The sequence below is a fragment of the Mycoplasma sp. 480 genome, assembly GCF_051353065.1.
Classification (GTDB): Bacteria; Bacillota_I; Bacilli_A; order Mycoplasmatales; family Metamycoplasmataceae; genus Mesomycoplasma_A.
Genome location: NZ_CP195722.1, coordinates 676,000 through 698,616 on the forward strand (window position 1 = coordinate 676,000; position 22,617 = coordinate 698,616).

Genomic DNA, 22,617 nt, shown 5'->3' on the forward strand with positions numbered 1-22,617 from the left:
CCTTTTATATTATCTTTCTTTAACATAAGGCATTAAACTTGAAATATGCACATATTTAGGTTGTTTTCCTTTTTCAAATACAACTCTAATTGCTGTTACTTCTTTTTTAATGTCTATTGTATTATGAACGTGTTGAACACCGTGGTGTCATTGGTTTTTCTTAACAATTGTATTCATATTTGCTCTTTGTCAATTGTTATTATTTGCTGTTTTATATTCTATATGATAGAATGTTTGATCTTTATAGTAAGAACCATCTCTAATAAAGATTAATTCTAAGTTATAAACATAAATTGGTTGATTGTTTTTCTTAGTGATTTCAAAATGAATATCTTGTTTTGGATTTGCATTTGTGTATCAATAGTTTTTACCAAGATACCCTCAAGATCCAACTGGAATAAATACATATTCTTTTTTTCAACTTGAACTAGGTTGTGGTGCACTAATATTTCAAGTAGCTGATCTATGTCTATTATTATAATCTTTATCTTCAGCAACAATTTTATTAAATCCGTTAAATGTTAATGAAACAGTATCAGATGCATTATTTTTAGTTACTCTAAATTGTAGTGTTGCACTTCCTTCAAAATCTTTTAATGATTGTGCCTTATTTACAACAGTAAATTGCACGTCATCTTTTTGATCGTGATATTGCAATACTTGTGGATTTAATTGAATTTCACTTGGAATTAAGTTTTTGTTAAATAACTTATCAATTTCTGCTTGATATTTTTGCTTATTAGCAATAACTCTTGCAACAATTTGTTTATCGGTTTCAAAACTTCAACTTAATTCTGTTGCAAAAGGTTTAGAGTGATTATCTTTTGAAATAGTTCCACTAATAGTTGTAGTTCTAATTCCTGTTTCTTGATTCTCACTTACTGCACTAAATGAACTTAGATTATATTGATATTGACTATCAGGAATATTAACAGCAAAATCTTCAATTGCATATTCATTAAGTTTTTTGTTTTTAGATTCAGGTTTAATTACTAAAGCTAAATTTTGAACTTTTTCTGTTAATAATTCATCATAATATTGCTCTTCAGTTTTGAAGTTAGTGAAATTATTAATGGTGTAAGTTTTACTTTTATCTTCTTTTGTTATTTTAACAACAATAGAAATTGATCTTTGATCTTCATTTAAACTAAAACTTTCTACTGAATAACTTAAATTATTATTTGTATTATTAATTGAAAAGTTTTCTTTTTGAATTTTACTAAATCTTAAAGTAGAGTTATTTATACTTACATCTAAGTGCGGAGCATTTTCAAATTCTTCATCAACTGGCTCGCTAACTGTTGGTTCTTCTGTAGTTGGTTCACTTGCAGTGTTTCCATTTGGTTCTGATACAACAGGTTGTTCTTCGTTTGATGTTGATACTGCTGGTTCAACAGGTTCTGATGAATTATTTGAAACTGGTTCATTATCTGTTGTTGTATTATCGGAATTATTTGAAGGGTTTTCTGTAACTGTAGCAGGTTCATTTTCTGTTGGTTGTGAAACGGTAGTTGTGTCTGTTTTATCATTTGAATCAGTGCTTGAAGTTGTTGTAGGTTCTTGAATTGAATCATCAGTATTTACAACTTTAGAAGAATCATTTGAAGAAGGTTCGCTTGAAACAGAAGGTTGTTCATTATCATTTAAAGTAGTTGGTTGTTCTACTGTTGGTTCTTCTTGCACTGGAGTTACTGGTTGATTTACAGCAGGTTCTGAATCACTATTAGTTGTAACAGGTGGATTTTCTTGATTTGTTGTTGAGATATTATCATCTGTATTAGTTATATTTTCTTGTTCATATTGATATTGTTTAATATAAGGCATTAAACTTGAAATATGTGTGTAATATGTTGGTTGTTTTCCTTTTTCAAATACAACTCTAATTGCTACAACATCTTTTTTGATATCAATTTTGTTATGAATATGTGGAATAGCATTATGTACTTGATCTCACTTAACATTTGTTGACATATCTGCTTTTTGTCATTGTCCATCTGGTGTAGTTTTATATTCAATATGATAGAAATCATTGTCATTATAATATCCACCATAATGCATAAAGATTAATTCTAAATTATAAACATAAATTGGTTTATTGTTTTTCTTAGTAATTTCAAAAACAATATCTTTTGATTTATCTGAATTAACATATCAATAGTTTCGCCCTATTTTACCACCAAGACCAACTCTTGTAAATACATATTCTTTTTTATAACTTGTACTATCTGATTCTGGTGCATTAATATTTCAAGTAGCAGATCTATGAGTATTATTGTAATCTTTATCTTCAGCAACAATTTTATTAAATCCATTAAATGTTAATGATAATGAAGCAGCAGAATCATTTTTTCTTACTTCAAATTGTAATCTTGCAGTTCCTTCAAAATCATTTAATTCTTCTGCTCTATTAAAGATAAAATACACATCTTCTTTTGAATCATAATATTGAATCTTTTCTGAACTTAAAGATATTTCAGCAGGGATTAGTTTTTTATTTAGAATCTTATCAATTTCTGCTTGATAAACTTGTTTGTTTTTTATTACCCTTGCTAATACTTCTCTATCTGTTTCAAAGTTTCAAGTAACTGTTTTGTTAAAACTTTGAGAATGATTATCTTTAGAAATAGTTCCACTAACAACAGTAGTTCTTATTCCTGTTTCTTGATTTGATTGCACTGTTGAAAGTGAAGTTAATTCATAAGTAAAATTATTATCTTGGTTATTTAGTTCAAAATTATTGATGGTATATTCATTTGCTTTTTTATTTTCATTACCTGCAATAAGATGCACTTGTAATGCTTCTGTTTTAGAATTCAATAATTCAATGTAATATTGCTCTTCAGTTTTGAAGTCAGTAAAATTATCAATGGTGTAAGTTTTACTTTTATCTGCTTTTATTATTTTAACAACAATAGAAATTGATCTTTGATCTTCATTTAAACTAAAACTTTCTACTGAATAACTTAAATTATTATTTGTATTATTAATTGAAAAGTTTTCTTTTTGAATTTTACTAAATCTTAAAGTAGAGTTATTTATACTTACATCTAAGTGCGGAGCATTTTCAAATTCTTCATCAACTGGCTCGCTAACTGTTGGTTCTTCTGTAGTTGGTTCACTTGCAGTGTTTCCATTTGGTTCTGATACAACAGGTTGTTCTTCGTTTGATGTTGATACTGCTGGTTCAACAGGTTCTGATGAATTATTTGAAACTGGTTCATTATCTGTTGTTGTATTATCGGAATTATTTGAAGGGTTTTCTGTAACTGTAGCAGGTTCATTTTCTGTTGGTTGTGAAACGGTAGTTGTGTCTGTTTTATCATTTGAATCAGTGCTTGAAGTTGTTGTAGGTTCTTGAATTGAATCATCAGTATTTACAACTTTAGAAGAATCATTTGAAGAAGGTTCGCTTGAAACAGAAGGTTGTTCATTATCATTTAAAGTAGTTGGTTGTTCTACTGTTGGTTCTTCTTGCACTGGAGTTACTGGTTGATTTACAGCAGGTTCTGAATCACTATTAGTTGTAACAGGTGGATTTTCTTGATTTGTTGTTGAGATATTATCATCTGTATTAGTTATATTTTCTTGTTCATATTGATATTGTTTAATATAAGGCATTAAACTTGAAATATGTGTGTAATATGTTGGTTGTTTTCCTTTTTCAAATACAACTCTAATTGCTACAACATCTTTTTTGATATCAATTTTGTTATGAATATGTGGAATAGCATTATGTACTTGATCTCACTTAACATTTGTTGACATATCTGCTTTTTGTCATTGTCCATCTGGTGTAGTTTTATATTCAATATGATAGAAATCATTGTCATTATAATATCCACCATAATGCATAAAGATTAATTCTAAATTATAAACATAAATTGGTTTATTGTTTTTCTTAGTAATTTCAAAAACAATATCTTTTGATTTATCTGAATTAACATATCAATAGTTTCGCCCTATTTTACCACCAAGACCAACTCTTGTAAATACATATTCTTTTTTATAACTTGTACTATCTGATTCTGGTGCATTAATATTTCAAGTAGCAGATCTATGAGTATTATTGTAATCTTTATCTTCAGCAACAATTTTATTAAATCCATTAAATGTTAATGATAATGAAGCAGCAGAATCATTTTTTCTTACTTCAAATTGTAATCTTGCAGTTCCTTCAAAATCATTTAATTCTTCTGCTCTATTAAAGATAAAATACACATCTTCTTTTGAATCATAATATTGAATCTTTTCTGAACTTAAAGATATTTCAGCAGGGATTAGTTTTTTATTTAGAATCTTATCAATTTCTGCTTGATAAACTTGTTTGTTTTTTATTACCCTTGCTAATACTTCTCTATCTGTTTCAAAGTTTCAAGTAACTGTTTTGTTAAAACTTTGAGAATGATTATCTTTAGAAATAGTTCCACTAACAACAGTAGTTCTTATTCCTGTTTCTTGATTTGATTGCACTGTTGAAAGTGAAGTTAATTCATAAGTAAAATTATTATCTTGGTTATTTAGTTCAAAATTATTGATGGTATATTCATTTGCTTTTTTATTTTCATTACCTGCAATAAGATGCACTTGTAATGCTTCTGTTTTAGAATTCAATAATTCAATGTAATATTGCTCTTCAGTTTTGAAGTCAGTAAAATTATCAATGGTGTAAGTTTTACTTTTATCTGCTTTTATTATTTTAACAACAACAGAGATTGATCTTTGATCGTCATTTAGTCTAAAACTTTCTACTGAATAACTTAAATTATTATTTGAGTTGTTAATTGAAAAGTTTTCTTTATGAATTTCACTAAATCTTAAAGTGGAGTTATCAATATTAACTTCTAATTGCGGAGCATTTTCAAATTCTTGATCTCCTGATTCAACTATTGGTTCTTCTTTTTTATTTTCAACAGTGGTGGGTGGATTTTCTTTTGAAGGTGATACTGATTTTTCTGTTTCTACTTCTTTAGGTTTTACATTTGTTTCTGTTTTAGTTTCAATTTCTTCTTTTTTCTTTTTTTGAATAGAACCATTTTCATTAACTTTTGGTTCTTTATCTAAATTTGTTTGGTTATTTGAAGTTGCTTCAGTTGGTTGAATGGAAGTAGGTGTATCGTTTTTTTTGAAAAAATAATATCCAGCAACCGCTGTAGTTCCTGCTGCTACTGCAGTAGTTGCAATTGCAGATAAAATTATTTTCACTTTTTTACTCATTAGAATTCCCTTCTTTTGACTCTATTATATTTATAAATATAATAATTATATCATTTTTAGCAAAAAAACAAATTTTTATAATTTTTATGGGCAAAAATGCACTAAAAAATAGAAAAATTTTCTTATTTTAATGTCTTGATAAAACAGAAAAATACATCCTAAAGCTAGAATGTATTTATTAAAATTATCTTTTGAATTGAATTTCTTTGTATGAATTATCTACTTCTGTTCAGTTCATTGGGTATAAGAAAGTTCCATAACCATTTCTTGAGAAAATAACATTTACAAATCTAAGTGTTTCATTTTCTTCTGGTAATTGAGAAAGTGGAATTGTTGTATTTTTAAGATCAAATTCAATTTCTGCAGTGTCATATTGATTTGTTCCATCTGCACTAGGTCTATAAGTAATATTTCTTAAAAAGTCTAATCCTTGACCATTTTTATCTCCAAATACATATTCATCACCTTTTGAATTAACAAATAAAGCATAAGCAATAAATCCTTTACCATTATTTGTATCTGTATTTAATCCACCAGTAGGTGGGGTTGTATTTGGTAAATCAATAATTGCTTTTAATTTCCCTGTATTTTCATTGTATTCAACTCTATTTAAAGAAATTTTTCCTTTGTCATAAACTCCGGTGTTAGAGTTAAATATTGTAGGTCCAAAATTTAAATCTCAGAAATTAGAACTTCCATCAGCGGTTCCTATGAAACTTGTTCCAGAACCAGTTAATAAAGGACTTTGATAATTTTCTCAAACAGTAGATGATTTAGAAGCAAACAGTGTTTTTTCATTTTGAATTTTAAAGTCATTTAAATCAAAGTTGAATATTTTAGCAATTAAATAATCACGAGATGCTTCATTTCTTGTTCCACCTGCTGTTATTCTAATTTTTATATCAACCATATCAGCATTTTCACCAGTAGTTTCACGATTAATTCATAAAATTTCTTTCTTAAATGCTTTTGTAACGTTAGTTCAATCTCTACCTTCTGCTCTAAATTTTCATTTGTCTAATGGTGGTAAATTATTGTTATTTAAATAGTTTCTATTTGGTAAATCACCATCAGGATAAGGAGTATTAAGTCCTGCAGGTCTTGTAGTTCCATAACTTGCAATTGCTCATCATTGATTTTGTTCTTCGGTTGTTGATCTATCTTGTTCTAATCCAGAATTATAATAGAAATTATTTCTACTTAATCCTGCTCATGCTTGTCCTGTAAAGTTAATAAAGGATTGTTTAGCTCTTAAGATAAAACTTAAAGCATTACCTGTTGTTGTAGGTTGTTCATTTGTGAGTCCATTTGGTGATAAAAATTCTCTTCTATTATCACTAGGAGCATAATTATATGCTCCAGTTGCTGAACCAAAGTTAGTTAAGGTTTGTTTTGGATCGTAAACTTTAAGATTGAATTCAATATCATAACCAGTTGTAACAACACCAGAAAGAGATGTAGTTACATATCTTTCTTGAGTTTCTAAGTCGATAGTACTTGTTGTATTATTAATGGTTTTTTCATTAATAAAGGTTCCTGAAATTGAATGAGTTTTCTCTAAGTTATCAAAGTAGCTAAAGTCTATCTCTAACTTATTAACTCTTCCTACTCATTTAAGGATATCTCCTTTAATATCAAAAGTTAAAGTTGTGGTATTAGTTGAGTTATCTCTTGTATAAGAACGATTAATGAATTGTAAATCACTTACAATTTGTTCTGATCCAGATTTACTATTTTTAAGTTGGAAGTTTCATGAGTTAATTAAGTTTGTATTTAAAGCATCGTTAGGATCACTAAAAGTTACACTAACATGTGATAAGAAGGTGTTATTTTTACCTTCTGGGTTATCAGTTGAAGTTATTTGTGCTCCAGTAATAACAGGACGTGCTATTTTGGTTTCAAAGAATTTGGTTTCGTGTGCTGAAATATTAATTGAATTAGAAATACTAAAGGTTATAGCGTTTTCATCTGGTTGTGATTTTAGTCCTAATATTTCATATTTTTTACCTGATTGCACGTCATTAGAATCTAAAGCAAATGTTACAGTAGCAATTTGTCCATTTAAAGTAACGGTTGCAGCTGTTGCATTAGTTTTAGCGGTTGCTGAAGTTGTATCTTCTGCTTCTTTATAATATAGTTTTACTTGTTTATTATTTAAGTATTTATCTTTAGCTGCAAAAGTTAAAGTGACATCAACTCTATTTGTTGTGTTATTAGCATTACTAATAGAAGTAATAGTTGCAGTATTACCTAATGTAGTAAATTGTTTATTTTGTTCTGTTACACTTTCATAATAATTTAAAGTATTATTATCTATTTTTATAGTGTCAATTGTATATGTTGTTTCTTTAGCTAAATTTCTAATTACAAAAGTTGCTACTTGATTACTATCAACTGTTGCATAAATATCTTGATCAATACCTTGAAGTCTTAAAATAGCAAGTTTTCCTATTACTCTTGTTGGTTCATAATCTTTTAAGGTTACAGTTAATGTAGCACTTTCTTCTTGCGTTGTGTTTGCAACTGTTTTAATACCTACATAAGAAGCAAATTCTGTATTTACTCCATTATCTATGTTAAATCCTACACTTTGGTGAGCTGAATCACTTGAAGGTACTGTATTTTCAAAACGAATTACTCTATATTTTTTACCATTTTTTAAATTACTTAAATTAAATACAGCGTTGTTGTTTTCAATAATTACATCAGATGATAAAAGTGGTTGACCTACAAGGTTATTAGAATCATCTAATTCTTGATAAACTACTTTCAAGTTCCTTGTATTTACGTAACTATCAATAGTTGCAATAGTTGCAGTAATTCTTGCTTCTGTATTTATTATATTAGAATATGCAATATTAGTAATTGTAGCAGTAGTTCCTGAAGTACTAAATTGTCTGTTTTCTACAGTAATGTTATTATCTCAACTGTATATATTATCACCTATAGTTAAACTTCTAACATTGTATTGAGTGTCTTTATCTAAATTACTTAAATCAAATCTAATAGTTTTATTTGTTTTATCAAAGAAAACATTTTGAGCTGTATTATAAGCACTAAAATCAGTAGAATCTGGTGCTCCTTTTGAAAGAACAATTGTTCCTGCAGAATTATCTGCTATATCAGAAACATCACCTTTCAATCTTATTGTAACAACAGCAGTTGTTTGATCAATAGTTCCTTTTGTTATTAAATCAATTACAGGAGTTGTACTAAATGTTCTAACAACATTTGGTTTATATTGATTTTCAGTTAAAGTAAATGCTGGGAATGGTTGATTACTTATACTTATACTTACTTCTTCAATACGTACAGCAGTGATTTCATATTCAGCACCTGGTTCTAATCCTGTAATATTTAATTCTAATTTTTTTGTATTAGCATCGATTTGTCCTTGAATTGTTGTAGGTGTATCGTTTGTCCCTCTTTTTCTGTAAGATACAGTAATTCTTTTTCTATTTCTTAATAAGTTTTCATCTGCTTTAGCAAAACTTATAGACATTTTTGCACTTGTTGTAGTTTTTTCACCATATTCAATATTTGTAACAGTAGCATAATCACTATTACTATTAAATCTTGAACCATCAGCTAAATTGTATCCAGTTGGTGAGTTAACTGTAGGAACTCCATCAATAAGAATACTTACGATTTGATATCTAGATTCTTTGGAAAGTAATCCTTGAAATTCTATTCAGAAAGTGTTGTAATCTCTGAATACTACTTTATTAACTCCCATTTCTTCATATTTACCTGTTGCTATGTTATAAATTTTTAATTTAATAGCACCGGGAATATTTTGTAATCTATTTCCAGGATTTGCAGCATTAATAGCAACTAAATCTTTTAAACTACTTACAGATGCTTTAACAGTTACTCTAGCACCATTTTCTTCCACAACATTACCTTCTGCTGCACTTAAACCGACATTATATCCAATAACCCCATCTGGTGTTAATAGATCTTTCATTTCTGGTGTTAAATTATTAGCAAAACTAATTGTTATATTTTCATTTGTATCTACTGTCTGTAAACTTTCAATTCTATATTTTGCCCCTTGTATAAGTCCTTTAAATGCTGCTGATCTTGGTTCAGTTCCATCACCTGTAGCAGTTTGAATATTAGAACTATAACTTGAAGTATTATTAATTTGATTTCCGTTAGCATCAATTCTTCCTTGGAGGATGAATTTGATTGTAGAACCACGAACAATAATGTCTTGACCATCTTGTTTTGCTACGGTAATAGCATCATCGCGAACGTGTACTCCGTTATCTGGTTGTACTTTGTAGTATTTTAGTTTAAGTGCTTTACCGTTCATAAAGGAGTCAACGTCAGAGTCAAAACTTAGTGTTACTTGTGCTTTTGATTTATTAGCATCAAGTCATTTATAACTAATACCTGTAACAGTTGCAGTTGTTGGTTGTGTTCTAAAGGTTTTAGCACTTTCTTGAACTGTGGTTTCGTATTCAAGAATTTGAGCAGTTGAAGAACCAATACTTAATCCTAAAATGGTGTATGTATCATTTTTAGGTAATCCAGTTACATTGAATGTAACTTGGTGTTGATCGTTAAAGTTTGCAGTTGACTCTACTGTAGTAATTGCATTTGTGGAGTTGTTTACAATGTGCACAAATGCTCTTTTGTTTACAAGAGAAGTATCTTGAGTTTGTAAAGTCATTGTGAATGATGCTGAATTTTCAGTAGTTGTAATAGCACTAATTGCATTAATGGTTGATAAAGTACTAAAGATTTTATCACTGAGATCTTCTAAACTAATAGTTGTATTAGTATCATTATTTTCACTAATGATTACTTCAGTTAGAGTATAACCTGTTCCTGAAGATAAGATTTTACTATTTATTAATGTTTGAGCATTAACATTAATGATTAATGAACCTTCATCATTAATTGTTGCTGCAGTAGTTTCAAACTCTTCACTTCCTTTTGTGAATTTAAGTTTTGCTTGTTTATTAACTAAATATCAATCTTTGTTAATATCAAAGTTAAGTGATAATAATACTGAATCTTTAGATGCTTCAATAGTTTGTAAACTAGTTGTTCTTGCTTGTTTAGCAGTAGTTTTAAATCTTCTAGAAGCATTGTTTGAATCATTTATTGTACTATTAAATTCAATAGTAGTTCCATCTACTATTACTTCATCAATAACAAATTGATTATTTTTATCTAAGTTAGTTAAGTTAAAGGAAACAGAGTTATTAGTAATGGTTGCATCAGAAGTGTAAAGGGTTTGTGAACCATTAGTTGCACTACTAATAGAAACATTTGCTCTTTTACCATTTAGTGAATGTAATCCATCACCAAAAGTTAAAGTTAATCCTATTTGTGTATCACTGTCATTTGTTGTAGGAACAGTAGAAGTAATAGCACTTACAACTGGTAAGGTTGAAAAGTCTTTATTAACATTAGTTTTAAAGTCAACGCTTACACCATCGATGTTAATAGAAACAACACTAAATCCTGCTCCTTCTTCTAAGTTGTCTAAGTTAAAGGTTAAGGAGTTAGTTGCAGAGTTAACTGTAGTTGCACTTGATGTTTGGTTAGTGCTTCCATCTTTTTTATTAATGTAAGTTAAAGTTGCACTTTTGTCTGCAAGGAAAGCATCAACAACTCTATCAAATTGGAATGTAACACTTGTTGAAGATTTAGTTTTACTATTTGCATCTTCAATAATACTAATTACAGTTGCACTTGTTGCACTTGTAGTAAAGTCTCTAATTCTCTCAGTTTGATTTTCAGTTGTAAATGATTTATCTAATTCAATAATTCTGTAATCATTTGCAGATTCTTCTAATGAAACATCTTGTAAGATGTATTTAGTGTTTTTATCTAAAGAGTTTAATGTAAATGTTGCACTGTTGTTTGTAACAGTTGCAGTAGCGGTTTTTAATGTTCCATTTGCTGCTGAAGCAAATTTAATCAATGCTTGTTTATTATTAAAGGTTTTATTAGTATCAGCATTTTTAAATGTAACAGTAATAGTTGCATCTTGTTGGTGCACTGTTGTTGCTACAACATTTTGCACTACTCCTAAAGTGTAGAAAGTAGTAGAATCGTTAGTAATATTAGCAATATTATCAATTGTGATTCTGCTTGCATTGTATTGTGAACCTTCTTCTAAATTAGTTAATTCAAAATCAGCGTGAATGGTTCCAAGAGTGTTTTTAACAGTTGCAGTAGCAGTTTGTTCACTTCCGTCTTGCACGGTGTAATGTAAAGTTACTTGTCTTTCATTTAAGTAAGCATCAATGTTATCAAATACATAAGAAACAGTTGCAGATTTTTTAGTTACATCTTCAACAGTAATTCTGGAAACAGCAACATTAGTTGCAGTTGTATTAAAGGTTTTAGCAATTCCTGTTTTAATTGTAATGTCTTCAAAGTTAGAGTTTAAAACATTAACTTTAACTCCTACAACTTCATATTCTGTAAATTTATCTAAATTGCTTAAAGCAATAGAAATTTGGTTATTTTCTATTGTTTGTCCTGAACTTAAAGTTGTTGAATTAATTTCACTAACAGCATTAGTTGTTTTATTTAAAATAGAAAAAATTACATTTTTACCATTGTAGTTATTTTGTGAATCAGCAAAGTGTACTACTACAGTAGCAGTTCTTTCTGCTACATCGTTGAAATTAAATGAATTAACAAGTGGTCTTGTATAAACAAATCTTTTATCTACTTGCACAGAATCAGCAAAAGCAATGCTAATTGGCTCGCTAGAAGCGTCTGCTAATGCAAAGTTAGTAATGTTGTATTTAGTTCCTGCTTCTAATGTTTCTGCGTGAATTCTTAAAATTCCACTTTGTACTGTCCCTCTTGCAACAACTGTTTGGGTAGAGTTGTCTTTAGTTAATGTAACATTTACTTCTTTAGTATCCATAAATTTGTCAATAACATTATCGAATGCTAATTCAAAAGTTACATCATTATCACCATTAGTAATTTGATTTAAGGAAATTACTTTTGATGTTGTAGAAGGTGTTGTAAATTTATTAGTTTCTTGATCAAAAGAAGTTACTCTTGGTACTTCAATTCCGTTAATTGAAATTTTATCTAATGTGTAACTTGTAACTTTTTCTAAGTTATTTAAAGTTACAATTACCTTTTTAGAGTTGAATTGTTCTAGTGTTAAATCTTGTTCTACAAAGGCAGAAACTCCATCTGCATTAGTGTATGCCACTTTAATTTTACCTTGAGCTTTTAAGTATGCAGGATCTGCATTAACAAAGCTTAAGTCAAAAGTTGCAGAATTTTCAGTTAAGTTGGTTCTGGTAATTAAAGAAACTGCTGGTTTAGTATAGAAAGTTTTTTTAGAATCTAAAGTAGAAGGGATAACAAAACGGTAGTCTGCTTCTTGTAATGCTTCGTTTCCCGCTTCTGGTTCAATGTGTGGTAATAATTTAGTTACTATGTATTTTTTACCTTCAGCTAAATTAGTTGCATGAGCATTAGCAACTCCTAATTCGTCAATAGTTGTTGTTACTTTTTGCTCTGTAGCATTTGCATCATCTGCTTCTTTAAAGTAAACATCTACTTTTTTATTAATTAAAATAATGTCAGAGTTTAAATCAAAGGAAAGTAGGATATCTGCACTGGTTTCACTTTCGTTTTCAAAACGGATGTTTTGTACATCAAATTGTTTTGCGGTTGTAGTAAAGCTGTTGTCTGCTCTTGAACTTACTTCACTTCCATAGAAAGTTGGTAGTTCAATATCAAATTGAATTCCTGTAATTTGGTATTCTACACCTTTTAATAAACCAGTTATATTAAAGGTTGCACCATCTTCAGTAATATCAACTAATTCAGTTGATTTAGGTGAAGATTGTAAAGTTTCTTGTCCTTCTTTAGAGTTGTTTACTTGGTAAATTAATTTTGCTTTTCTATGTGAAGGTGATTTAGTACCATCTTCTGCTTCGGTTGTGGTAATAGTTTTAATAGCATCAGCAAAAGTTACTTTAATAGTTGCACTAGTGTCAGTAATATTTAATGATTCAATTCTTCTAATTCTTGAGTTTGTAGTAAATTCTTTTTGTCTTTCATCATCTGCTTTTAAAACAGTTTCAATATCTGTTGTATCTTTTAATCTTACAGATAGTAATTTATAAGTTGTACCTGCATCTAATGGTTCTGCTGCTGGTGCAGGTGTTGCCAAAGCGTCATCTGTATTTTTATTAATAACAGTTGAGTTTCCTCCAAGTTCAAAAGTCGCTTTTAAAGCATTAGCAACAGCTTCAACAGTGTATTCTTGCTCGCTTGCAGGATTAATTTTTTTGTAAGTTAAAATAAGGGTTTTTCCACTTAAAAAGTTGTTTTCTGGATCATAAACTAAATTAACAGTAGCAGAGTTGTGTCCTGCTTTTGCAAATCCTTGAATGTGTAAATCTGCTTGTCCAACAACTGTTGTAAATGATCTTAAGTTTTCATCTTGATCAATAGCATTATTAAAAGGTAAATTGAATGAATCTTCTGGGTTGTTTTTTGGTGTAATTTTTACTTTAGCAATTTTATATGTTATTCCTTGTAGTAAATCGGTAGCAGTAAAAGTAGCGGTATAAACATCTGCTGTACCTTCTTTTTTAGTTAAAACTTGTTTTTGAATTGCTTTATCATTAAATGGTTCTAATGAAACTTCAATAGATGCACCATCTAAATTTCCTTTATTTTCTTGGGAAATAATGTCAATTGTGAATGTTTTTTGTTTTGGTTCTCTTGGTCCAAAAGTAATAGCACTTACTGCTTCTTGAGTACTAAAGAATAATGCTTTAGAGTCTGGTGCACTTAAAGTATCTTTAAATTCAACTGATGAGTCTGCTGCTTCAATAGAAACAATTTCGTATTCTGTTCCTTCTTGTAAAGTTGATGCTGCATCTTTGGCATTAAAGTCAAAAATAGATGAATTACCAATAACTGTAGAACTAATTTCTTTTATTTCACTTGTACCTTTGATTTTGTATTTTAATTTTGTGCTTTTACCAACTAATGAAATTTCTGGTTCGTCATTAGATTTTAGAAAACCTACTGAAATTTGTCCAGTATTTGTTCCCATTTTGATTGTTTGAACGTTATTTACTTCTAGTTTAACTGGTTTAGTTTCAAATGTTGATTTTGCTTCAACGTCATAAGGAACGGCAATTTCTCTTTGTGAAACAATCCCGTTGTATTCGTTTTCATCAACGATTGCTACATATTCAATTACATATTTTCTTGCTGGTTGTAATCCCTTGATAACAAATTGTGCTTTTCCGTCTTTAATTTCAACAGCTTGGTCAAAAGAAATTCTTGTTTCGTCGTTTTTAATATCACTTGGATTGTCAGGAGCGTTTCCTTGTGACACTGTTGTGTAGTGGTATTTTAAAATCGCTTTCTTACCATCTAGAGATTTAATTTCATCAGCAAATTTAACAGTAACTTGTTGTTCTCTAGAGTTTAAACTACTTGTTTCAAATTGAGAAACGTTGGCTTTAGTTACAACTGTTTTTTTGTTTTCGTTTAAAACATTAAATTTCTTTTTCTCTTTTGTAATGCTTTTTGAATCAGTTTCAAAAGAGATTTCATATTTTCTACCAGCTAACAGTTTGTTTTCAAATCCAGTTGAATCAAAACTTCATTTTCTTAAACTCTCAACATATCTTGCATCTCCAGATTGCACAACATTTTTGTTTGCATCTAAGATGGAAACTTTAATAGGTGTTCCATTCAGTCTATAAGTTTGTTCATCACTAAAAGCAAAATCAAAAGCAACACTAGTATCTGTTGTTTTTGAAAAGTTTTGTTCTATATCAATAACATCATATTGGATTTCTTTTCAATTTTTAAAAATGAAAAAAGGAGCCAATATACCAGAACCTATAACCGCTCCACCAAAAGCTAAGGCAATTATAGCCGCTAATTTTTTAGTAAATTTTTTATTTTTTTTATCTTCCATAACTTGTCCTTTTTAGATTTATTTCAATTTTTTTACTAATTTTTCTTACCAAAAATTTATGGTAAGATTTCTATTAAATTATTATAAAAATAATAATCTAATATTTATTACATTAATAAATAACAAAATTTTACCACATTTTGCCAAAAAAATCATAAAATAAGCAAAAGAGCACACTAAAAGTGTTTTTTTGCTAAAAAACTGATTTTTATTTTAATTTTAAAAGTTTAATGTGCTAAAATTTTTGCACTATGAATGTTCAAAAATATACAGATTATTTAGTTAAATGATTGCAAGATGAAGTTGCAAAAGCAAACATGAAAGGTGTTGTTGTTGGTATCTCAGGTGGCATTGATTCTGCTCTTGTAGCAACACTTGCTAAAAGAGCTTTTCCAGATAATAGTTTAGGAATCATAATGCCGATCAATAGTATGCAAAATGATCAAGAAGACATTGCTGCTCTTGTGAAAAAATTTTCTTTAAAAACCGAAACTATTTCTTTAAAAGAAACCTACCAAACATTAGTAGAAGCACTACCTTTAAATGATAAATTAGCACTTGCTAATATTAAGCCAAGATTAAGAATGACTACTCTTTATTCCTTTGCACAAGAGCATAAATATCTTGTTTTAGGAACTGATAATTTCTCTGAAATGTATCTTGGTTACTTTACTAAATACGGTGATGGTGGAGTTGATTTATTGCCTATTGTGCAACTCACTAAAAGTGAAGTAAGAGCAATGGCAAGATATTTAGAAATTCCAGAAAGTATTATTAATAAGACACCAACAGCAGGTTTATGAGAAAACCAAAGTGATGAAGCAGAATTAGGTTTTACTTACAATGATTTAGAAACTTACTTTAAAGACAAAAGTAAACTTGATTCAAAAACTATAACCCTAATAGAAAAACAACATAAAATTAGCGAGCACAAAAGAGTTGCTTTACCTAAACCAAAACATTACAGCGAAATCAATTAAAGTAGGAAAAACAAGGCATTTTTCCTAAATTAGTTTTTTTCTTTAATATTTTAAGCAAAAACGGAATATTTAAGTGGGAGAGTATGACAAGGATAGAAAAGGAAAGAGAAAAAGACAAAAAAATTATAGAAACAATTATTTTTGCAATAGTTGAAGAAATCAAAGTTTCTAATATTTCTTTTTCAAAAAATTTCGAAGATGGAATTAAAACTAACAGATAGCAAACCAAGAGAATGATATGATTTAGCTATTGAAGGTGAAACTTCTGAATATTTTGTTCCTATAAACTTAAAAATAACCTCCCTAGACAATAATTCTGGTGATAATTTGAATTCAAAAGGTGGCATTTATTTTGCCTTAACTGGAAATAAACCAGATTTTTCAAATCAAATAAATTGAAATGATTATTTTCAAAAACTTCACGACAATATTAAAGAAAACTATAAAGATTATTATTTTTTGATCATTGATAAAAATAATTTAAAAGAATCATTCTATACTTCTTTAAAACAAATAGAAACTTTAGTTTCCAATGGAAATAATTTACCATTTCAGTGTATTTGAAGCAAAAATAAAAATTTAAAATACAGAACTTATAATGAAGCTAAACAATTTATTTTACATTACCTAAGAGAAAGTATAGAAAAAAGAGCAAATATATTAAATGATTTTAACAAATACTTTACAAAAAAAGGTGATGAAAATGAATAATATAACACAATTAAATAAAAAGAATTTAGGCCAAGTTTTTACTCCAGAATTTATTGTTGAAAAAATGATTAAATTAATATCTATACAAAATCCAAAACGTATTTTAGAACCTTCATCCGGAACAGGTAATTTTTATTATAAATTAAAGGAAAAATACAGCAATTCGGAAATTATTGCAATTGAAAAAGACAGCACTATAAGTCATAAAGAAGCCATCATTGATTCCTATTTTAACACCAACTTTAAAAGTGATGTTATAATAGGAAATCCTCCTTATGTAGACTTTAAAAACATTCAAGAAAATTTGCATTCAAACTTTCTAAATCATAAACCTAATTTATTTTATTTTTTTCTTGAAAAAGCTTTATTTGATTTAGAAGAAAATGGAGAATTAATTTGAATTATATCAAGCAAAATATTTTCCAATAGTAGTGCTAAAAAATTAATAAAACATATATATGATAATTTTTCCATAACATACTGAGAACCGATTTCTGAAAACGTGTGAGAAAACGCATCAGTTCCTACTTCTATAGTAAAAATAGTTAAAACTAAAAATCATCCTAAAAAGTTAGAATATTTTTATAATAATGGAAAAATAATATTTGGTAAGCCTTTAGAATTAAATCATAAAATAGTAGTAAAAGTAGGCGGTGCTTCTGGTTTTAATAGCAAAATTAAAGCAGGACTTACAGAATTTATAAATTCACAAACTGAAAGAACATTAAAAACAACAAAAATAGCTTACGAGCCTGAAAAGTGGATAAGACCAACTCCTAAAAGTCCACATAATTTTTCTTTTCAAATTTTTGTTAATTGTTTAACAAGAAAAGAAAAACCTTTTTACATTTTAAAAAATACACAAGAGAACAAATTTATACATTATGATGCATCAGTTCTTTCGATTTACACTTTTTGTTCTCTTGATGAAACTATGGAGATTCTTGAAAAACTTAATAATTTTGACTGAGAAAAAGCAGGAATTAAAAAAGATGGCAGATTTCATTTTTCTCAATCACTGTTAAGTTCAATTATATTCAGTAATAAATAATAATAAAAATGAAATAAAAATAATTATTTAAAGTACAACATTGTATTGATTACTTTAATGGAAGTGTAAGATATTTTGTCTAAATTTCTCTTGCTTACTTTTTTAGTAAGAGATTTGAGAATAGCAAAACAGAAATCTATTAAAATTAGACAAAAAATCATAAATAGACAAAACAAAAGTTAGGAATTTAATCTTCATTTTTGTAAGTTATTTATGATTTTTTTAATTATTCTTCATCAAATACTATTTTTCCCGTCTTTCCTAGTTTCAAGAATTAAAAAACCGTTTATGCCTGTTTTATGGGGCAAAACGGTTTTTATTTATCTGATTTAATTACAATTTTTTTGATCTCATCATACTTATTTCAAAGATCTATATCGCTTCCTGATTTTTCTCTTTTTCTTTCTATTTCTTCTCCAGTAATGTTATTTATAAATATTTCTTCTCTTACTAAACTTAAAATTTTAATAAATTGTCATTCAGTAAGGTGGTTATTTATTCTGTGTTTAAAATAATATTCATTTGTTTTATGAATAAATAATTTTAAAACGACTAATGAAGCAAAACACAAAAGTGTGTGAGCTACAATGTGACTATCTAAATAAACATAAGTTGGTCTTATTGCTAAATAACTTTTTAAACTTCTAAAATTTGATTCAATTTGTCATTGTTTAGAATATAAATGAATTATTTGAGATTCACTTAAATTTAATAAATTAGTTTCATATACATAAACACCATCGAATTCTTCGTCTCTTTGAATTTTCTTGTAATCCAATTCAAATTTTAATTTTGATATTTCAGTAAAGTATTTACATTTTTTAGTTCCAAGCATTTTTGAAGAATCAACAGTTCCATCTTTATTTTGTTTCTTTTTGAAATTATTAATTAAATTTTGTCTATCTTCTCTATCTTTTAAAGCTCTTGATTTACTTATAGTTACAATTCTTCTTCTGACATTTTCTGTAACCCTTTTGTTTTTAAAAGTGGAAAAGAAATCGGTGGATTTGTATTTTAAATTATCATTTACATAAACATAATCTTTATCATTCAAAACATATTCTTTGAATTCTTTAGAACTTGCTTTTGCTTTGTAAGAAATGATGAAACCATAACCTTTTTGCTCTAAAAATCTGATATTTCCGGACGTACTCATTCCACGATCTGCGATTACAGTTATGTTTTTAATTTTATACATTTGCTCAAGTTCAAGCAAGAATTTTGAATCTGGAGTGTTACCACTAAAAACTTTGATATGGAAAGGAATTCCATTTCCATCGCATGCTAAGGCAATTACAATTTGATCTTCTTTAAACTTTCCATCTTTTGAATAACCGGTTTGTCTATAACCTGTTCTTTGAAAAGATTCAAAATAAACAGTTGATGAGTCAAAATAAATCTCACTTAAATTTCTGTTTGTTTCTTTCAATACCATTTGATGTAGTGCGTTTACAAGATTTGCTTGATTGTTTTCAACAATGTCAAGAAGTCTATAAAAACTATTTTTTGATGCTGAAATATCACTATTAAATTCACCTTGATCACTAAAAGAAGAAAAAATACTTGAAGGATTATAAATCCTTTTTGCAACTAAAAAATTGAAAATTTTCTTCATATCTTTATGTCTTGTTTTCTCAAAAGACTCAAAAATGTTGTGTTTATTAAGCAAGTCTTCGATTAATTCATGTCCGACATTTTTATTTACTCTTACAAGTTCATCACTTTCCAAAGCTTCTAATAACGCAGACTGAACTCTTTCTTTTTTATCAAGCGAAGAAAAAGATTTTAGTTTTTCTTTTAGAATTTCTACCGCATTTTCTTTTTTCTCAAGTAATTTTTCTAAATTTCCAAGACTGAATCATCTTGTTGGTGCTTTTCCAAAACCCGTTGTTCATCCAACATATTTATAAATTACACCTTTTTTGTTTCCTGAAACATTAAATAATATTAAATTTTTCTTTTCCATCCTTATATTATACCACAAAATGCAATTAAGTGCAATTATTTTTTTTATTTTTTTTAATAAAAATTACTATATATATAGATATATATAGTAAAAATTTATAAATTCCGATTTTATTCTAATTTCTTAGGGGAAACTGGGAAAGACGGGTTAGGAATTTAATCTTCATTTTTGTAAGTTATTTATGATTTTTTTAATTATTCTTCATCAAATACTATTTTTAATTGATTTAAAATTTGCCCTCAATTCGGGGTAATTGTTTTTGACTTTTCTAGCTGATTTTGAATTGCAAAATAAACTATTTTCATAAGTGAATCTTCAGTAGGCAATGAAGTTTTATTTTTAGAAATTTTTCTAATATTTCTATTAAGATTTTCAATTACATTTGTTGTATAAATTAATTTTCTAATTTCTTTTGGAAAATTGAAGAAAGTAGAAAGTTCATCAAAATTATTTCTCCAACTTTTTATAGTATAATGATATTTACTATTTCATTTGTCTTCAAATATTTGAAGAAATCGAGAAGCTTCATCAATGTTATTAGATTGATAAATATTTTTCATATCTGAAGTAAATTCTTTAATGTCTTTATAGTTGACAAATTTCACAGAATTTTTAATTTGATGAACTATACATTTTTGAATTTGAGTTTTTGAAAAAACTGCTTTTATAGCGTTTGAAATTCCTGTTAAATTATCACTGGAAATTAAATAAATTTCTTCAACTCCCCATAATTTTATGTCATTTAAGACTTGCATTCAGTATTTTGCACTTTCTGATTCTCCTATTCAGAACCCTAAAACATCTTTGTATTCATCCAGAGAATAACCCATAACAATATACACAAATTTTCAACTAATCTATTATCTTATTTAACTTTAAAACGTATTCCATCAATAAAAACCATACCATAAGTTTTATCTAATGGTCCATTTTGTCACTCTATAATTTGTGACATTATTTTATCGGTTACTCTACTAATAAAACTTGGTTCTACTTCGATTCCGTATAATTCATTCAAGGTTTTTGAGATATCTCTAGTGGAAATTCCTTTAGCATATAAATTAATTATTTGCTGTTATTTAAATAAAATTAGCGGAATTATTAAATATATTAAAAATTTAAATTAGTTAAAAAGAAATAAAAAATAAAAACTGCTTTTAAAAGCAGTTTTTTGTTTAAAGGAATTCATACCTCTAAACTTCTCACACCTGGTGAGTTAGGCCATATACAAATATATTCTACCATATTTTTCTAGAAATTTAGAATTTTTTCTAATTGTTCTATAAAAAAATAATTTAAACTATATTTTCTGTTTTTTAAAAAAATATCAAATCTATAAGGGAAATAATTAAAATTATTAACTTTTTTTAAATAATTTATTTTATTATAAAAGACAATTTTATTGATTTCTTTTATATTTAAAAAACATTCTTTTTCTATATATTTCAAATAAAAATATTGTAAATTTCCTTGATGAGCAATGTGGTTTCTTAATTTTCTTGTAAAATATAAAAAATTACTAATTTCATCAAAACCTAATTTACTTGGAAAAATAGAATCAAATAGTTTATTATCTTTACTAATTCCAAACAAAAAAAATAATAAATTATTTAATAATCCAAATTCAAACTTTTCTATATCCTTCCAAATAAAATTAAATTTTAAAAATTTTTTTTCAATGCTGGAAATTAAAAAATTATATTCTTCTATTCTTTTTTTTCTTTGATTTAAAAATTTTGTAATTTTTCTTTGTTCATTATCATCATTCAAGTTAAAATCCTTGAACAATAAAGATAAATTTTTTATTTCTTTTACTAAAGTTTTTTTATTTTTGTTAACAGAATAAAAAAACTTTTCATTATTATATTTAAATATTATTTTCTTACTATGAAATTTGTTATTTTCAAATCTGTATTCAAATTCTGTTTTTGGAGCATTTTCTTTTAAAAAATCAAATCAATTACTATTATAATTATTATTTGAATTTAAATGTATATTTTTAGCAATATAATAAGCAATTTGTGTCTTCATTTTAGCTTCTATTTCTAAAATTTTATAAAATAGTTTAATTGCTAGATTTTTATGATTTTCATTTATTTTTTTTAATAATTTGAATGAATAATCATTATAATATAAGTGTTTTAATCTATTTTCATCAATAAATAAATCCTTTAAAGTAAAAATATTTTCTTTTTTATAATTATTTCATTTTTCCTTAATTTTGGTTAAATCAAAATTTTCAATTTTCCTTGCAAATGCTATTTTATAAGGAGTAATAAATTGAATATAATTATTACTCTTTAAATAATCTGTTGCTTCATTTTCATCTTCTATTTTCATTTTCTTATCATTTTTTAATTTTGCAACTTGTTCTTCAAAAGTTAAAAATTTTTTTATGTTTTTTTTCATACTATTCAATTATATATTTTTTAATTTTTATGATTAAAAAATTATATAAATTATTAATCAAAATAGAATGGTGAAACAAGTTTTTGTCAAAAAAAGTAATGCTAAAAGAAAATGAAGCAATTAATTGATTAAAAATGGTTGTTGCTTTTGCTGACACAAAAGGTGAAAAATTAATTTTTAGCATTAATGATAATGAGTAATTTAAATTAATTCACTTTGATATATGTAAATTCTTCGAATTTAACGACTTTTTGCCAAATCCTTGCTTTTTTTGTAGAATTAAAGTTAGGAAAAAAAGAAAGAGAATTTATAGAATAAAGTGAGACAATTTATTTTACAT

General features: G+C 27.1%; 10 protein-coding genes. 4 read left to right on the forward strand and 6 right to left on the reverse strand.

The window, feature by feature from the left end; all coding sequences use genetic code 4:
* Positions 1-9: 9 nt before the first annotated feature.
* Both ACR34G_RS02870 and ACR34G_RS02875 read right to left on the reverse strand, forming a co-directional pair.
* Complete coding sequence (locus ACR34G_RS02870; RefSeq protein ID WP_436358457.1) at positions 10-5,214, reverse strand: lipoprotein 17-related variable surface protein; 5,205 nt, start codon at positions 5,212-5,214, stop codon at positions 10-12.
* A gap of 184 nt (positions 5,215-5,398) precedes the next feature.
* Positions 5,399-15,160 carry a hypothetical protein gene (locus ACR34G_RS02875; protein ID WP_436358458.1) on the reverse strand — a complete coding sequence of 3,254 codons (9,762 nt, stop codon included), beginning with the start codon at positions 15,158-15,160 and terminating at the stop codon, positions 5,399-5,401.
* 251 nt (positions 15,161-15,411) lie between these two features.
* Here ACR34G_RS02875 and nadE point away from each other — a divergent pair, with 251 nt between their 5' ends.
* The 4 genes from nadE to ACR34G_RS02895 all read left to right on the forward strand — a co-directional run bounded on the left by nadE (position 15,412) and on the right by ACR34G_RS02895 (position 17,902).
* The gene (gene nadE / locus ACR34G_RS02880; protein WP_436358459.1) at positions 15,412-16,140 is read left to right on the forward strand and encodes an NAD(+) synthase; all 729 of its coding nucleotides are present in this window, start codon (positions 15,412-15,414) and stop codon (positions 16,138-16,140) included.
* Between the two features lie 83 nt (positions 16,141-16,223).
* Entirely contained in the window at positions 16,224-16,361 is a 138-nt protein-coding gene (locus tag ACR34G_RS02885; protein WP_436358460.1) for a hypothetical protein, read from the forward strand.
* The gene (locus ACR34G_RS02890; RefSeq protein ID WP_436358461.1) at positions 16,339-16,851 is read left to right on the forward strand and encodes a hypothetical protein; all 513 of its coding nucleotides are present in this window, start codon (positions 16,339-16,341) and stop codon (positions 16,849-16,851) included. The genes ACR34G_RS02885 and ACR34G_RS02890 overlap by 23 nt, the downstream gene beginning before the upstream one ends.
* Entirely contained in the window at positions 16,844-17,902 is a 1,059-nt protein-coding gene (locus tag ACR34G_RS02895; RefSeq protein ID WP_436358462.1) for an Eco57I restriction-modification methylase domain-containing protein, read from the forward strand. Before ACR34G_RS02890 ends, ACR34G_RS02895 begins: the two co-directional genes overlap by 8 nt.
* A gap of 316 nt (positions 17,903-18,218) precedes the next feature.
* Here the strand turns inward: ACR34G_RS02895 and ACR34G_RS02900 are convergent, their stop codons facing one another.
* From ACR34G_RS02900 to ACR34G_RS02915, 4 genes are all read right to left on the reverse strand, one after another.
* Positions 18,219-19,868, reverse strand: coding sequence for an IS1634 family transposase (locus tag ACR34G_RS02900; RefSeq protein ID WP_436358463.1), 1,650 nt, complete (start codon positions 19,866-19,868; stop codon positions 18,219-18,221).
* Between the two features lie 194 nt (positions 19,869-20,062).
* A complete protein-coding gene (locus ACR34G_RS02905) occupies positions 20,063-20,710 on the reverse strand; it encodes an IS256 family transposase (RefSeq protein ID WP_436358464.1) in 648 nt (215 codons plus the stop codon).
* A 23-nt stretch (positions 20,711-20,733) separates the two neighbouring features.
* A complete protein-coding gene (locus ACR34G_RS02910; protein ID WP_436359220.1) occupies positions 20,734-20,937 on the reverse strand; it encodes a transposase in 204 nt (67 codons plus the stop codon).
* A gap of 182 nt (positions 20,938-21,119) precedes the next feature.
* The gene (locus ACR34G_RS02915) at positions 21,120-22,277 is read right to left on the reverse strand and encodes a hypothetical protein (RefSeq protein ID WP_436358465.1); all 1,158 of its coding nucleotides are present in this window, start codon (positions 22,275-22,277) and stop codon (positions 21,120-21,122) included.
* Between the last annotated feature and the right edge of the window lie 340 nt (positions 22,278-22,617).